A 14,117-nucleotide genomic window follows, 5' to 3' on the forward strand; every position below is an offset into this window, starting at 1 on the left:
AGGAATCCCGTGCTCGTCCACGCCGTCACCCCGATCACCGTCGGACCCGAAGAAGTGGCCCGCCGCCAAGCTCGGTACGACGCGCTCGCCCCGGCTGGGATCCAGGTCGTGCTGACCGACCTGAACCCCGACGGTCCCCGCGCCCTCAACACCGCCGACGACGTGCGCCGCTCCGAGTCCCTGGTCGCCGAGGCCCTGGCGAGCGCTCCGGAGTGCGACGCGGTCCTCCCGGACTGCGTCCTGGACCCGGCGGTGCCCGAGGACGGCGGAACGTTGGGCGGCCGACCCGCGCTCGGCCTGCTGCGGCTGACCGCCGGTGCCGCGGTCGCCGTCGGCCACCGGGTCGGGGCGATCACCCGCAACGCCGCGATCGCCGCCGAACTCCGCGCCCGGATCTCCGCCTACGGCTGGGATTCCTCGTTCCACGAGGTGAGCGTGCTCGACCTGGGCGTCGAGGACATCACCGACCCCGCCCGCTGGTCGGCGGCCATGCGCCCCGCGCTGATCGACGCCCGCGACGCCGGGGTCACGGCCGTGGTCAACGGCTGCTCAGCCGTCGACACCGCCGAGCAGGAACCGCGCCTCCCGCTGGTCCTCGACCCGATCCGCACCGGCCTCGGAGTCCTCGGCGCCCTCGGCGGAGCAGCTGCTCGCTGAGCAGGCCGGGGGCCGCACCGAGCTGGAGCGGGTTCTCACTGCTGCGAGGGCATTTCGACGACCGCGCCCTCGACCTGCACGGCCGAGTCCCGGGCCCGGAGCGCCCGGGCGAGCTCGTCGCAGACGCGCGCGAGGACTTCGCGCTCCTCGGGCTCAGCGCGATCGACCTCCACGTTGCGCGCGGTGGCGTCGATGGCGATCACCGCAGCCCGGAGCTTGCGGCAGAGGCGCGCGTTCACCTGGCCCGTCCCAGGTCGGTCGTGATGGAGTCGGGCATGGGGACCGCCGCGAGCTCGTGGGCGAGCTCGTTGCAGCGGGCGCAGGTGCTCCAGAACCACGAGATCTCGTCGAACGAAGCCGTGATGCCTTCACCGCACAGCGCTTCGGCAGCAGCGCCCTCGGCGACGGGTTCGCGCGTGGCGTGACGTTGTCCGTCGCCAGGCGTCCAGCGGAACGGGAGCGGACTGTACATCGAGTGACCTCTCTGCCACGGGATGAGACCATGTGACCTCGGAGTCATGATTATGGCTCCGAGGCCACATGATCAATCGCTCGATCGAGCTGTTTGACCAGCACCTATGTCGATCTAGGATTTGGCGCATGCGCGGAGCCACAGAACGCAACACGCCGAAGGCGCGCCTTCTCGGTGCCGAGCTCCGCGACCTGCGCACGAAGGCGAAGATGACGGTCCGGGACCTCGGCGCCGAACTCGGCCTCGCGCAGGGAACGGTGTCCCGCTTCGAGCGCGGTGAACGCACCCCGGAAATCGCCTACGTGGCACGCCTCCTCGGCGTCCTCGGGGTGACGGGCGATCGCTACGACGAACTGATCGAGTTCGCGAAAACGGCATCAGAACCCAACCTGGTCGCTGACAGCCGCTCCGGAATGCACGCCCACCTGATCGAGCTCTCGGAATACGACCGAGCCGCGACCCGCACAACTCACGTGGCGCCCTTGGTGGTGCCGGGTCCGTTCCAGACGCGCGCTTACGCCACTCAGATCATGTCGTCGGTGGTGCCCGATGAGCGCGAGGTGCGGATCGAGATGCGGATGGCCCGACGCGAGGCGTTGCACTCCCAAAACCTGGCGGTTGGCTTGATCGCGGAACGCGTGCTGCGCGAAACGATGGGAAGCGAGGAGATCATGCTGGAACAGATCCAGCACCTGATGAATCTCGCGGAACGGCCGAACATCGAGATCAGGGTCATACCTTCGTCGGTCAGGACCTGGACCTTGGCGCACAACGGTTCGTTCATCCTGTACGAGTTCGCCAAGGCGGCGCCGACGATTCACCTTGAGCACTACCGAGGTCCGGTGTTCCTGTACGACGCCGCCGACGTCGAGGAGTACCGGGACGCACTGGATACGCTGGTGACTGCGGCCTTGAACCCCGTGGATTCCACGGATCTGATGGGCGACATCGCGAAGAAGCTGGAAGGGATCACCGGGTCATGAACTTACCGACGAACTGGCGAAAGTCGTCCCGCTCCAACCCCAACGACAGCTGCGTGGAGGTCGGGCGGCTCGGTGACTGCGCCGCTGTCCGGGACACCAAGGACCGCGAGGGCGGCTACGTCACGGCCGACCGGACGCAGTGGGCGAGTTTCCTCGACGCGGTGAAGTCCGACCGCTTCAGCAGCTGACCACGACAACGATGGCCCCCGAACCTGCGTAGGTCCGGGGCCACCGTGCTTCTGAGATGCGTCCTTGCCCAGATCGCGCTCGTGCGGCGATTTGGCCGGATGCGGATCAGGCCTGACCGGCGCCGGCGAGTTTTTGACGGAACCAGTCGGGCATGTGCTCGTCATCGCGGGGGAACATTTCCTGCTCCTTGCGGAAGCTTTCGAGCGGCGGGTTCCACGGGGGCTCGTTGTCCCGGTTGTAGTAGATCTCATAGGTATCGGGTGGGCTGATCCGGAAGAACGCGGTGTACCAGGTGCCGAGCCCTTCTTCGTACATGCCGACGCGCAGCCGCCAGAAGAGGTTGTCCACTTCCTGCGGGGGTTCCCAGGAGATGGCGGTTCCTTCCGCATCGGTAACGCCCACGCGGACCTCCACGTGACGGCCGACGCAGAGATATTCGATGGCGAGGAGCTGCCAATTCTCCGGGGCGCTGGCCACCACCACAGCGGCCAACTCGTCCAGCAGTTCCTTCTGCGCTTCCGGTTCCAGACTGCCGGGCTCTGTCATCGGGGTGCTCCTGTGTCCATCGCGATCGTGAGGTGAATGCTTGCCACCGACTGGCCGGCTGCGACCACGGTACCGGTGGACCGGGCCGAGTCAGACGGACCCGTCGTCCGGTCGGCGTCGCGCGTGCTCGCGCTCCGCGGCGGCGCCTTCGGCCAGCCTGTGCCGCAGCCAGGCGGGAATGTGCTGCTCATCGCGGGGAAAGCGGTCTTGGTCCAGCGTGAACACCGTCGGCGACACCGGCGTCCAGTGTGGATCATCGGTGTAGTTGAACACGAAAGCCGCTTCTTCATTCCGCTTCACCGTGATGCCTGCCGAGAACCACGTGCCTCGCCCCGGTTCGTACATGGCTGCCCGGAGCTGCTTCAGACGTGGCGCCGAGTCGGGTGGCGGAGGCATGAGGAGCGGTCCACCGGACAGCGTCGACCCCGTTACCTCTTCCTGGCAAATGGTGCTGCTCCCGCGGAACTCCAGATGGATCTCGGCCCAGTCCGGTGGTGCACCGGACACCAGCGCCTGGACAAGCTCATCGCGGACCAGGTCCGCATCCACCGCCGGTGCGGTCGGGTTGTGTTCAGGATTCGTCATCGTCCTCGCCGTAATCCCTCCACGGACCGTAGTTGAAGTCCGGGTCCGGCCGGTTTGGGAAGACCGACTGCATGTAGCGGGTGACACCGTGTTCGTCGGTCTCCAGCCAACGGTACGTCACGTTGGTCGGGATGCCGTCAGCCTCACGAGGCGCCAGCACCTCGATCCGATCGACCGTTGAGCCGCGTTCATGAGCGCTGGAGAGATAGTCCTCAAGATTGCGCCACGAGGCCCTGTTGGTCATGCCCTCCCGGTTGTGCCCGCTGTTGGATGCGGCCATCTGCGGGAACATGTTGATGTACTCACCGGGGCCTCCCGCTTCGTGGGCGGCCATGTGCCCACCGGCCCAGTGCCGGTGCGAATACTCTGCTCGGCCTTCGGCGCCTGCTTTGTTCTGCGACGTTTGGTCGCGGTCGTAGAACCTGTCGGGCAGCGCTGAAGGGGTGCCCTGGTAGTGCGGGGTACCGGACATCCGTTCGGTCTGGCCCCTGTCGTTGGTGTTGAAGGTCCAGTTGTTGTCCACCTGGTAGGCGGCGTTGGGCGCCGGACGGCGCAACTCGACGTTGCGGTGGCGGTTGTAACCGGGAGCGTCGGTGTCGATCTCCGCCCACTTGATCTTTCCGGACCCGTCGGTGAAGAAGCTTCCACGCCCGGCGACGTCGTAGCGAGTGTTCGGGGAAAGCTTGCCCTTCTCCGACAGCGAGCTCAGCGGTGTTTGGGGGCCGAGTCTGTTGAGCGGTTTCGGGTTCGACGGGTCTGGGATCGAGATCGGGCTACGCCCGTTCGGGTCGTCGGCCGGACGCGTGAAGGTCGAGTCGTCGGGCCGGTTCCACGTCGTGACCGGGTCCGGAACGGACGGTCGGTTACCGGCACCGGTGCCGTAGTGATCAGGCAGCGTGTTGGGCGAGAACGTCTGCAGCACATCGCGAGACGGCGGTGGGTCGAAGTCACCTGCGGCGTTCGTGGGAGCCGGGCCTTCGTCACCGGATCGATCCGGCTGGTCGTCGTCGGAGCGTGGCTTCTTGCCCGGAGGTTCGTCCGCCTCGTCGCGGCTGTTGGTGTCGCGCTTGCCTCGGGCCTCCGCGTCTTCCGGCCTCTGTCCCGGATCTTCGCCGTCGCGTGCCGGGTGGAAGCCGTCGTTGCTGGCCGGGGTGGTGGTGCCGTCGGGGTGGTGGGTGTCCCAGCCTCCGTTCGGGGGCCAGCCGGGGCGGCCGTCGGGGCCCATGTCGGAGGCGAAGACGCGGCCGTTGCCGTCGGTCCAGGCGAGGCCTCGGGGTGCGGTGACCGGGGTGCCGAGTTCGTTGGCGAGGTCTCGGGCCAAGCCGCTGGTTCCTGCGTCGCAGGAGAGGAGGCGGACCGGTTTGCTTCCGTCGAAGTTGGGGTCGCGGCGGAGCATGTCGGCGAATTCCTTCGCGCTGAAGGTGTTGTCGCCGACTCGGACGCGGCCGTCGGGTAACGCGTGGACGTCGACCGTGTGGTGGACGCCGTCGTCCGGGACCCGGTTGGCCAGGTCCTGCATGTTGGGGTCGTTGTGGAACGACGAGCCGGCCGGGGTGTCCTGGCGGGTCGACTCGGCTTCGCCGATCTGGTCCTGGCGCTCCGGCGTGCCCGGCTCCGCGTCGTGCGGCTGACCGGAATCGTCGTGGCCGTCCGGCTTTCCGTCGGATTCGCCGTGCGGGTCGGAGCCGTCGTTGTCCGGGCGCGAGCCGTTCGGGTCGTCGCCGTCGGGACGCTGGCCGTTGTCCTGGTTCGTCCCGTCCGAACGCTGGCCGTCGCCGTCCGGGTTCGTCCCGTCCGGGCGCTGACCAGGACCATCGGGACGCGGCGAGGTGCCATCGGGTCGCTGCGCCGAAGCGTCGGGCCGCTGACCAGGATCGTCCGGTCTCCGGCTCGGGCCGTCGGGACGTTGCCCGGGCCCGTCGGGCCGCTGCTGACCCGGTCGCGGTCCCGACGAATCCGGGCGCGGCGAAGTCGCATCCGGCCTCGGGGGAGTGGCGCTCGGGCCCTGCGGGTTGCGCTGCGGCGGGACACCGCCGTCGGGCCTGGTGCTCGGGCGGGAAGGAGCGTCGGGCGTCGCCTGACCCCGGGACGCGGTTGCCGGGCGGGACGAGTCCGGGCGAGGGCCCGCGTCGCCGCCCGCCGGGCGAGCCGCCGCACCGGGAGAACCGGACGTGCCGGTCCACCCGCTGCCGCTGCCCGGGCGGTTGCCTCCTGCGGAAGGTGTCGACCCACCGCCACCTGCACCGGGGGAACCTCCCATGCCGCCGCCCATCGCGCCGCCGCCACCACCGGCGGCCGGCTGGTCGGCGCGCGGTGCTGCTGGGGCGGGGCCGGCTGCTGGCGCGGCCGAAGCCGCTGGTGCCGCCGGAGCGTCCACGTTGGACGCGGACGTGCTCGCCGGCGTGCTCGGCGCGCGGTCGGAGTCGTTCGGCAGGGTGCCGCTGAACGAACCGGCGCCGGAGCCACCGGAATGCGAGCCCGAGGAAGACGATCCGCCGCCGCCCGCGTGGGCCGCGCCGGCACCGGAAGCGCCTCCGCCGCCGGATGATTCGCGCGAACCGGAGTCGCCCGAATCGGACGACCGCGTGGAAGCACCGCTGTCGCCGTTGGACTGAGACGAGCTGCCCGAGTCCGGAGAGGGCGAGTGCCCGCTGCTCGCGGTGGAACCGCCGTCGGACGGTGAGCTGTCCGCACCGGAACGGGAATCCGAGCTCGAAGAACCGCCCTCCGGCGCGCTGGACGGCGAGTCCGAGGACGACCGCACTTCCGGACCCGACGACCCCGCATCGGACGACGACCTGGAGTCCGAGCCACCGGAGCCCGAGCTGTCCGACGAGCTGGAGCTGCTGGACGACGGGCCGTCAGAGGAACTGGAAGAGGACGGGCCGTCTGAACCGCCGGCAGACGACGGGCCGTCCGAGGAGCGGGACGACGGGCTGTCCGAGCTGCTGGAAGACGACGGGCCGTCCGAGGAACCGCCGGAGGAACTCGCGCTCGATCCGCCCGAATCCGAAGAACCGCCGGAGTCCGAGGAACCCCCTGAACTCGAATCAGGCGACGAGCCACCCGAATCTCCGGAGGAGGAGCCGGAACTGGAGGGCCCGCTGTCGGACGAGGACGCCGACGAGCCCGAGTCCGATGATGTCGAGCCGCCCGAATCGGACGACGACGAGCTCGGCGGATCGGACGAGCTGCTGGAACTCGACGACGAACCCGAGTCCGACGACGAGCTGGAGGAATCACCGGAAGAGCTGGAGGAGCTGGAGGAATCGGAGGAGGAACTGGAATCGGAGGAAGAGCTGGACGAGCCGTTGCTCGACGAACCGCCGTCGGTGTCGGGCACGTCGATGCCACCGCCGCCGAAGTGGTCCTTGGCGCCACCGAGACCGCCCATGCCCGCGCCCGTGGCGCCGCCGGACATCGCGCCCGTGCCGACCTCTCCCCAGTCGACCTTGCCTTCCATGATCGCTTGCTCGGCGACGCTGCCCACCGCGCCTTCCGCGGCGCCGAGGGCACCTTCCTTCACGGCTTCCTTGCCGATGGACTTCGCGGCGCTCTCGGCGGCTTCACCGGCCGCCCCACCTGCGGCGTCGCCCGCCGCCCGGCCCGCTGCCGCACCCGCGTTGCCCGCGGCGTCCCCAGCCGCGTCGCCGACGGCGTCACCGGCGCCCTTGCCGAACGCCTTGCCCGCGCCCTCGAAGACGCCGCCCACGGCACCGCCGATGGCACCGCTGATCGCGGCTTCCTTGAACTTGCCGCCGTCGAGCCCGTCGCGGTTGCCCATGGCGATCTGCGTGCCCTGCACCGCGAACTCGATGGCCACGGACGTGGCGACCTCGATGGCGACGTTCTTGAGGATGCTGAAGACCAGCTGCTTGAAGATCTGCAGCACCACGGCGCGCGTGATGCCCTGAGCTGCGGCGACACCGGCCGTCGACGCGCCGAAGGTGACCGGTGCGGCGGCGAGCATCGCGGCGATCTGGATCGCCAGGGCGATCAGCGAGGCGATGATCGTCAGCTTGGTGTGCTCGACGTCCAGCGCCGCGTCGTCGCAGGCCTTGCCGAGCTTCTCGCACGCTTCCTTCAGCTTCGGCAGAGCGGAGTCACCGCTCGCGCCGATGTCCTTCCACAGCTTGGTGAAGGCTTCGCCGGTCTCACCCTCCATCGCGGAGTTGACCTGCTGCGCGCCTGCGTTGCCCGCGTCCTGGACGCTCGTGATGCCTTCGGCGGCGGTGCGCCACGCTTCGCCCATGCGACGCATCGCGTCTTCGTCACCTTCGGGCCAGGATTGACCGACGACGATCGGCAGCAGCCATTTGACCTCGTCGGGCATCTCGATGCTCAAGTGAAGTTCACTCCCTACCGAGGCATGTCCGAGCCGGCTTTGCCGATGCCGCCCGCGGAGTCGGTGTCGCCGGACTCCGTTTCGTCGGCGGTGGCCTTGAGGTTGTCGTCGATGTCGCCGAGCGCTTTGACGACCTTCTTCAAGGTGTCGAAGACGCTGTCGCGGCCCTTGGTGTAGTCGCCGCCGAACTCCTTGCCCGCCTCGTCGGCGCCCCAGCACTCGCCTTCGCCGTCCAAGGCGGATTTGAGGGTGCTGAGCACCTGGTCGAGGTCGTCGCCGGAGTCACCGATCTTCTTGCCGCCCGAGCGGATCTCCTCGGGCTCCATCCGCATCTTGCCGCTCATCGGCGGCCCCCTCGGCGGTTGCTCTCCCAGTCGTCGTCCCAGTCGTCGGGCCCGGTCCGCATCTGCGGCGCGGCGGCCGCGCGGCCCTGCTGGGACTCCTCGCTGCGGCGGCGCGCGCGTTCGGCCTCGGGGTCCGGCGGCTCGACCAGCGGTCCGCTGTTGATGAGTCCCTGCAGCGACGGCATGCCGGGGACCTCGGGCACGTTCGACACGTCGGCTTCCGCCGCGAAGGTGCTCTGCAGCTGCCGCTGGGCCGTCCCGGACGCCTCGCGGATCACGCTGGTGATGCTGCGCGCCAGCTTCTCCGGGTTGGTGCGCTCGAACGCCTTGTCCGACAGCCTGACTTCCTGCACGGTCCCGGTCGCGTCCACCCGCACGGTGACCATGCCGTCCTCGGACGAAGCCTCGAAGGTCTGCTGCGCGGCGGCTTCCTGCTTGTCCTGGATGTCCGCGGTCCGCTTGCGCAGGTCAGCGAGCATGTCGTCGATCTGGTTCCGCAAAGCGGCGTTCCGCGCGGCCTTCTCCTCGTGCCCGAAGTCATCCCGCCCAGACATCTCGGCTCCCACCCATCGCTGCTCGTCGAACCCACGGCGCCACCGGCGACCCGGCCCCGCCTCCCCAGAGACGGTCCGAAGGAGAATCTACTCGGTGCCGCACATGTCAGATTGACGTTGGTGCAGTCGAATCGGTGCCACGCCCAACCAGATTGACTCCATTTGGAGTAGTGTCGTGGCCGTTCAGTCGATGGCTGGTCTGCGGGTTGTTCCCGACGGCATCCAATTCGGGGCGTTCGTGCTCGGCGAAGCAAGGTTGAACGCAGTGGCTGTTGCGGGTGGCTTGATGGTCGAGTTCCGGTCGGATCAGGGGTTGATGCGAATCTCCGTGCCGGGCGGTAGGTCGTGGATCTGCGTCGCGATTGGGCCACGGATCCGCATCGCCTCGACGGCATTTTTCACCACGAGATTATCCAGGCTTACTTTTCCGCCGAATTCGAAGAACTTGCGGGGGACGAGGCGTTGATCGACATCGAGTGCGCCCTTGTTGTCTTGCCAAACTCGGGCGAGAGTGGCCGTTCCACGAGTATTCGGATTGCTCATCAGCCAAGACGCCCAAGAATCCAACGAATCGCCGATTCGCTCGGCTCGCGCGGTCTCCGGGTCGAACCGGACCACTTCGGAACCGTCCTTGATGGCGAATTGCATTCCTAGGACGTCCTGGCCGAAGCAGAAGTAGTCATCTGCCAAACCTTCGAAGGAGTCCTTCCAGGCCTCTCCGGTGTTCCAATAGGAAAGTTCCGGGCCGACGCCTTCCTCGCTGACCCGAAAGATCTGGACCCCTGCGTTGAAAGCGAAGAAGCCGTTCATCTCCGAGAGCAGCTCGCCGAGCTCCTGAAGGGGGGCATGGTCAGATCCGAAGTTGACGGCGACCTTCGGGCCGAGTGGCCCGCGGGCCGACTCCAGCAACGCCCGCGTACTTGGGCCAAGCATGGGATCTCCAAGGTCGATAAGCAGGTTGGATCAGGTTATCAGCACGAGTTCATGCTGCCTGGTGTCAAGGGGCCGATGGATTGGTGCTGCCGCCGGTGCGGAGGTGATCGGGTAACCCCCAGTCCGGGTTCGTGTCCGCGTCCGGTGGCTTCTCCACGATGACATTGACTTGCGTTCCATCGGGAAGCCCTTTGACGCCGTGATTCCACCAAGATGAGCCGGACGCCTGGTTGTCGGTCCCGGTGATGAGTCGAACGCTGGCGTATTCCGGAGCATCGTCGGTGCCTCGATTGCCGCCTTCGTACATCCGTGCCGGTGGGTATTCGTCCCGGTCAAGGCCGTGATCTGGGTTTCCGGCGCGGGCGTCCGGAATTTCCCCGGCAGCGACCTGCCGTTCAAACTCGTCCAGCGACTCGTCTCGGCGCGTGTTCTGGTGTTCTTTCTTGTCCGCGCTCTGATCGACGGACAGCTCGCTGGGGTGACCTTCGCCTTGTGCGTCGAAGATATGCCGCGCGGACTCCGGGTAACGCTCACCGTTGAGGTAGAGGTCGTAGGTGCCGTCGTCCTGGCGTACTCGCACCGAGCCTCTGCCGTTGAAGTCGACCCTTCCGTCGGCGTCACGCGGTGGCTCGTTTTGTCCCCGGTCCGCCGCGTCCTCCGGCCGTTGTCCTGGGTCTTCTCCGTCCTTGGAGGGGTGGAAGCCGTCTTCGCCGGCCGGGCTGTGGGTGCCGTCGGGGTGGTGGGTGTCCCAGCCGCCGTCCGGGGGCCAGGTGGGGCCTCCGTCGGGGGACGTGCTGGTGGAGAAGACGTTGCCGTTGCCGTCGGACCAGGCCCTGCCGTTCGGGGCGGTGACGTCGACGTCGAGGTTCCTGGCCAGGTCCCTGGCGAAGTCGGACGAGTCGCAGCTGAGCAGGCGGATCGGGCTCTCGCCGTCCCAGCCCGAGCGCCGCAGGACGTCGGCCAGCTCGTCCGGCGAGTAGTTCCGGTCGCCGATCCGCATGCCGTCCGGGCCGTGGTGGGCGTCGACGGTGAAGTGCTTCCCGTCGTGGGGCACCCGGTCGGCCAGGTCCTGCATGTTCGGGTCGTCGTGACCCGACATGCCCGCGTCGGTGTCGTGCGAGTTGCTGACGCCGTCGTCGATCTTCTGCTCGTACTCGGGTGTACCCGGCTCCGGCTCGTCGCCATCGGGGGCGTGGGAGTCGTGGTCCCGGGTCTTGTCCGGGGCGTCCGGTTCGGACTGCGACTCGGGTCCGTTCTTCGGCTCCTCGGGCGAGTCTGTGTCCGGCTTCCTGGAGCCCGGATCCGCGCCGGCGTCCGGGGACTTCTGCGACTCCGGAACCTTGCTCGTCTCCGGCGGTTTCGACGTGCCGGGGCCGCCTCCGTCAGGCGACTTCGGCGGACCGCTCGGGCCGCCGGGCTGCGACGGTCCGGGGGAACCGGGCCGAGACGGGGCGTCCGGTCCGCCGCGAGGAGGAGCGCTCGGACCGGTGCTGCTCGCGTCCCGCGGTCGCGGCGGACCGTCCGGAGTGGACGGTGGGCGTCCCGCTGCGCCGGGGTTGCCGGGAGTTCCGGTCCAGCCACTGCCGGTGGGACGACCCGCGCCGCTCGGGCTGCCACCGCTCGGGCCCGCACCACCTGGGCTTCCGCCCGTGCCGCCCATCGCGCCGCCCGCCGGGGGAGCGGAGCCACCGGGCTGGTTCGGTTGCGCGGTGCCCGGCGGCGGCGAGGTCGGGGATTGGCTCGCCGGGGCGGCCGGTGCGTCCACGTTGGACGCAGTGGTGCTCGCCGGTGCACTCGGTGTGGACGGCGAATGCATTCCGCCGCTGGGAGTTCCGCCACCGCTCGGAGACCCGCCGCTGGTCCCGGACCCGCCGGAGGGGCCGGTGTCGGTTCCGCTGCCGCTGGACGAGCTGGAACTCCCGCCGGGCGAGTCGCCGGAATCGGGGCTGGAGGACCCGTGGGGAGAGCTGCCCAGGTCACCGGACATGGTCGTGTTGCTGCTGCTCGGTGAGGGGCCGTTGCCGGGCGAGTCGGGTCCGGAACCGCTCGACGAGCTGCTGGGCGCACCGCCACCCGGGTTCGCGTCGGCGGACGACCCGCCGGATGGGCTGCTCGACCCGGGATCCTCCGACGACGACCCGCCGTGGGAGCTGGAACCCTCCGGTGCGGAGGTGGAACCGCTGCTGGGCGAGCTCGACCCGCCCGAATCGGTGCTCGCGCTCGATGAGGTGCCGTCGGAGGTGGAGCTCGACGACCCGGTGGCCGAACCGCCGTCCGCGCCGGAGCTCGGCGAGCCGCCGCTGTCGGGGCTCGAACCGCTGCTCCCGGTGTTGCCCGAGCCCGACCCGTTGCCGGAGGACGAGCTGCTCGTGCTCGATCCGGAACGATCGCCGGTGCTCGGTCCGGAGTCGGATCCGTTGCTCGAATCCGGGCTCGAACCGCCGTTCTCGGACCCGGAGCCGTTCCCGGAACTCGACCCGTTGCCGGTGTCCGAGCCGGATCCGCTGCTGGAGCTCGACGATCCGGGCCCGCTGTCGCCGTCCGGGCCGGATGCACCGCTGGAGCCGCCACCGTCCGGTCCGCCGCCGTACTTGGCGTTGTGCTTGCCGACGACGTTGGTGCCGAAGGTGTCGTCGACCTTCTTCCACACCTTCTCCGGCAGCGCGCCCCCGCCGCCCATCAGCTTCTTGAGGATCTTGCCGATGATCTCGATCGCCTTGCCGATCATCGGCGTGACGCGCTTGATCGTGTCGATCAGGGCGGTGACCTTGTCGCCGATCAGCTTGGTCACCTTGGCGACCTTCGCGGCCACCTGCCCGACGATGACCGGGGTCGCCAGCCCGAAGGAGCACACCGCTTCGAGCGCGTAGGTGATGATCGCCGAGATCGTCTCGGAAACGAGGTCGCGGACGAACTCCCGGACGAACGACACGACCTCGCCCATGATCGTGACGACCGAGCTCATCGTGCTGGCCATCTCGCCGGCCGCGGCGATCGCGTCGGCCTTCTCCGCGGCGTGCTTGCGGTAGGCGTCGCCCGCCTGGCCGGTCCACTCGGCCGTGCCGCTCTTGACCGCGTTGTTGAACTCCTCGACCGCGGCCTTGACCGACTCGGAGACCTTCCCCCAGGTCTGCCCGTAGGCCTTGACGCCGTCGGGGTCGCCCGCGAACCAGTCCAGCGCTTCCTTGAGCGGCTCGACGTGCTCCATCAACCAGGACAGCCCGTAGGAGATCAGCGTGCCGATCGGGTCCACCGCCATGCTGACGGCTTCCATCGCCAGACCGGCCGCGCCCAACCCGGCGGACACCCAGTTGCCCTCGCTGATGCCCGAGTAGAGGTCGTAGCCCGATTCGGCCAGGCCCACGCCCTTGATCGCGTCGGGTGCCTCGTTGGGGTCTTTCTGGAGCGTGTCCTCGGTGACGACCAGGTCGTTCTCGGCCATCAGGACACCTCGATCGCGCCGATCGCGGCGCTCTGGGCGTCATCGACGGCCTGGTACTCCTCCGCCGTGGCCCGGACGTCCTCGGCGATCTTCTCCAGCGACTCGACCGCCTTCTTCAGCGCGTCGACGCCGTTCTCCTCGAACGGCTGCAGCAGCATCGCGAACGGCTGGCAGAGGATGCCGTAGGCGTCGTCGTTCATCGTCACCTGCTGCGCGGCGTCCGCCGCCTGCGTCATCTGATCGGCGACGCCGTCCACCGCGGACGAGTGCGCGCGCAGGTTCTCCGTGACGACGTTCATCTGATCGGCCATCGTCTGCTCCCCTCAGTGCAGACCTCAGCGCAGGAAGGAGCCCCCGCCGAAGTCGTCGTCATCATCGAAGTCGTCCTGCCTGCGGCGCGTGGGCCGTTGCTGCTGCGGCGGTGGCGGTGCGGTCCGCCGCTGCGGAGGAGCGGGAGGGGGCTGCCGCCGCTGCGGCTCCTCGTAGTCGTCCTCGACCTGGAACTGCATCTCCGGCACGCGGCGTCCGCGCGGGTCGTCGGCCGGGTCGTCCTCCGGTGGCTCGGGGAAGTTCTTGCGGGCCTCGGTCAGAACATGCTGAGCGGAGGCGTCCTGGAGGCCGACGGTGTCGACGACGGCCTGCCGCATCAATTCCGGGATCTTGGACTGCGCGAGCGCAATGGTGCGCATGAGCTCCGCCGCGAGCTTCGGCATCGGCCTGTTCGCCGCGCCTGGGGAGAGCTGGATGTCCCGCACGATTCCGTTCGACCCGAGGGTCACCTGAACGGCCCCGTCGCGGGAGGATTCGGTGATCGACAACTGCTCGATCTCCTGCTGCATGCGGCCGAACTTCTCCGCTTTCTCAACGGCGTTCTGCTGCCACTGCTGGATCATTCGCTCGGCTGCGCCGATGTCGGCGCCGGGCTCCTCGGGCACACCATTCTCCTCCCGTCCCCCATGACGGTGTCGAACCGCTGCGCAGAGAATGGCGTTCCGAGGTGAGCAGTGGCGCGGTTATGCGCAGAATGCAGCCCAATGGCCGATTGGTGTTGAGCCGAAAGGGGCACT

At 68.8% G+C, this 14,117-nt stretch carries 14 protein-coding genes; 3 read left to right on the forward strand and 11 right to left on the reverse strand.

Going from position 1 to position 14,117, the window contains the following annotated elements:
* Positions 1–9: 9 nt before the first annotated feature.
* Positions 10–657 carry an aspartate/glutamate racemase family protein gene (locus ACYVF3_RS26965; protein ID WP_461157061.1) on the forward strand — a complete coding sequence of 216 codons (648 nt, stop codon included), beginning with the start codon at positions 10–12 and terminating at the stop codon, positions 655–657.
* Between the two features lie 35 nt (positions 658–692).
* Here ACYVF3_RS26965 and ACYVF3_RS26970 read toward each other — a convergent pair whose 3' ends face one another.
* Together ACYVF3_RS26970 and ACYVF3_RS26975 are read right to left on the reverse strand one after the other, a co-directional pair.
* Positions 693–896, reverse strand: a complete 204-nt coding sequence (locus ACYVF3_RS26970) for a hypothetical protein (RefSeq protein WP_461157062.1) — start codon at positions 894–896, stop codon at positions 693–695.
* Positions 893–1,129 carry a zinc finger protein gene (locus ACYVF3_RS26975; protein ID WP_461157063.1) on the reverse strand — a complete coding sequence of 79 codons (237 nt, stop codon included), beginning with the start codon at positions 1,127–1,129 and terminating at the stop codon, positions 893–895. The genes ACYVF3_RS26970 and ACYVF3_RS26975 overlap by 4 nt, the downstream gene beginning before the upstream one ends.
* A gap of 68 nt (positions 1,130–1,197) precedes the next feature.
* Between ACYVF3_RS26975 and ACYVF3_RS26980 the strand changes: the two genes are divergently transcribed.
* Together ACYVF3_RS26980 and ACYVF3_RS26985 are read left to right on the forward strand one after the other, a co-directional pair.
* A complete protein-coding gene (locus ACYVF3_RS26980) occupies positions 1,198–2,112 on the forward strand; it encodes a helix-turn-helix domain-containing protein (protein WP_461157064.1) in 915 nt (304 codons plus the stop codon).
* Entirely contained in the window at positions 2,109–2,300 is a 192-nt protein-coding gene (locus tag ACYVF3_RS26985; RefSeq protein ID WP_461157065.1) for a DUF397 domain-containing protein, read from the forward strand. The genes ACYVF3_RS26980 and ACYVF3_RS26985 overlap by 4 nt, the downstream gene beginning before the upstream one ends.
* A 106-nt stretch (positions 2,301–2,406) precedes the next feature.
* Here ACYVF3_RS26985 and ACYVF3_RS26990 read toward each other — a convergent pair whose 3' ends face one another.
* The 9 genes from ACYVF3_RS26990 to ACYVF3_RS27030 form a co-directional block, all read right to left on the reverse strand.
* Positions 2,407–2,847: a hypothetical protein gene (locus tag ACYVF3_RS26990; RefSeq protein WP_461157066.1), complete on the reverse strand. Its 441-nt coding sequence runs from the start codon at positions 2,845–2,847 to the stop codon at positions 2,407–2,409.
* 90 nt (positions 2,848–2,937) lie between these two features.
* Positions 2,938–3,396 carry a hypothetical protein gene (locus ACYVF3_RS26995; protein ID WP_461157067.1) on the reverse strand — a complete coding sequence of 153 codons (459 nt, stop codon included), beginning with the start codon at positions 3,394–3,396 and terminating at the stop codon, positions 2,938–2,940.
* A gap of 22 nt (positions 3,397–3,418) precedes the next feature.
* The gene (locus tag ACYVF3_RS27000; protein WP_461157068.1) at positions 3,419–7,777 is read right to left on the reverse strand and encodes a WXG100-like domain-containing protein; all 4,359 of its coding nucleotides are present in this window, start codon (positions 7,775–7,777) and stop codon (positions 3,419–3,421) included.
* A gap of 14 nt (positions 7,778–7,791) precedes the next feature.
* Positions 7,792–8,121, reverse strand: a complete 330-nt coding sequence (locus tag ACYVF3_RS27005; protein ID WP_461157069.1) for a WXG100 family type VII secretion target — start codon at positions 8,119–8,121, stop codon at positions 7,792–7,794.
* Positions 8,118–8,675, reverse strand: a complete 558-nt coding sequence (locus ACYVF3_RS27010) for a YbaB/EbfC family nucleoid-associated protein (RefSeq protein WP_461157070.1) — start codon at positions 8,673–8,675, stop codon at positions 8,118–8,120. Before ACYVF3_RS27010 ends, ACYVF3_RS27005 begins: the two co-directional genes overlap by 4 nt.
* A gap of 306 nt (positions 8,676–8,981) precedes the next feature.
* Positions 8,982–9,608 carry an SMI1/KNR4 family protein gene (locus ACYVF3_RS27015; protein ID WP_461157071.1) on the reverse strand — a complete coding sequence of 209 codons (627 nt, stop codon included), beginning with the start codon at positions 9,606–9,608 and terminating at the stop codon, positions 8,982–8,984.
* 64 nt (positions 9,609–9,672) lie between these two features.
* Entirely contained in the window at positions 9,673–13,050 is a 3,378-nt protein-coding gene (locus ACYVF3_RS27020; protein ID WP_461157072.1) for a WXG100-like domain-containing protein, read from the reverse strand.
* Complete coding sequence (locus ACYVF3_RS27025) at positions 13,050–13,361, reverse strand: type VII secretion target (RefSeq protein WP_461157073.1); 312 nt, start codon at positions 13,359–13,361, stop codon at positions 13,050–13,052. Before ACYVF3_RS27025 ends, ACYVF3_RS27020 begins: the two co-directional genes overlap by 1 nt.
* A gap of 24 nt (positions 13,362–13,385) precedes the next feature.
* Positions 13,386–13,985 (reverse strand): YbaB/EbfC family nucleoid-associated protein, encoded by a 600-nt coding sequence (locus tag ACYVF3_RS27030; protein ID WP_461157074.1) that lies wholly within the window; start codon positions 13,983–13,985, stop codon positions 13,386–13,388.
* Between the last annotated feature and the right edge of the window lie 132 nt (positions 13,986–14,117).

The organism is Saccharopolyspora tripterygii (assembly GCF_054778355.1).

Excerpts from the sequence above, each read along its gene's own strand:
- ACYVF3_RS26980 (WP_461157064.1), top strand. The coding sequence starts at position 1,198 with ATGATCAATCGCTCGATCGAGCTGTTTGACCAGCACCTATGTCGATCT.
- ACYVF3_RS27005 (WP_461157069.1), bottom strand. The coding sequence starts at position 8,121 with ATGAGCGGCAAGATGCGGATGGAGCCCGAGGAGATCCGCTCGGGCGGC.
- ACYVF3_RS26985 (WP_461157065.1), top strand. The coding sequence starts at position 2,109 with ATGAACTTACCGACGAACTGGCGAAAGTCGTCCCGCTCCAACCCCAAC.
- ACYVF3_RS27020 (WP_461157072.1), bottom strand. The coding sequence starts at position 13,050 with ATGGCCGAGAACGACCTGGTCGTCACCGAGGACACGCTCCAGAAAGAC.
- ACYVF3_RS27015 (WP_461157071.1), bottom strand. The coding sequence starts at position 9,608 with ATGCTTGGCCCAAGTACGCGGGCGTTGCTGGAGTCGGCCCGCGGGCCA.
- ACYVF3_RS26990 (WP_461157066.1), bottom strand. The coding sequence starts at position 2,847 with ATGACAGAGCCCGGCAGTCTGGAACCGGAAGCGCAGAAGGAACTGCTG.
- ACYVF3_RS26975 (WP_461157063.1), bottom strand. The coding sequence starts at position 1,129 with ATGTACAGTCCGCTCCCGTTCCGCTGGACGCCTGGCGACGGACAACGT.
- ACYVF3_RS27010 (WP_461157070.1), bottom strand. The coding sequence starts at position 8,675 with ATGTCTGGGCGGGATGACTTCGGGCACGAGGAGAAGGCCGCGCGGAAC.
- ACYVF3_RS27025 (WP_461157073.1), bottom strand. The coding sequence starts at position 13,361 with ATGGCCGATCAGATGAACGTCGTCACGGAGAACCTGCGCGCGCACTCG.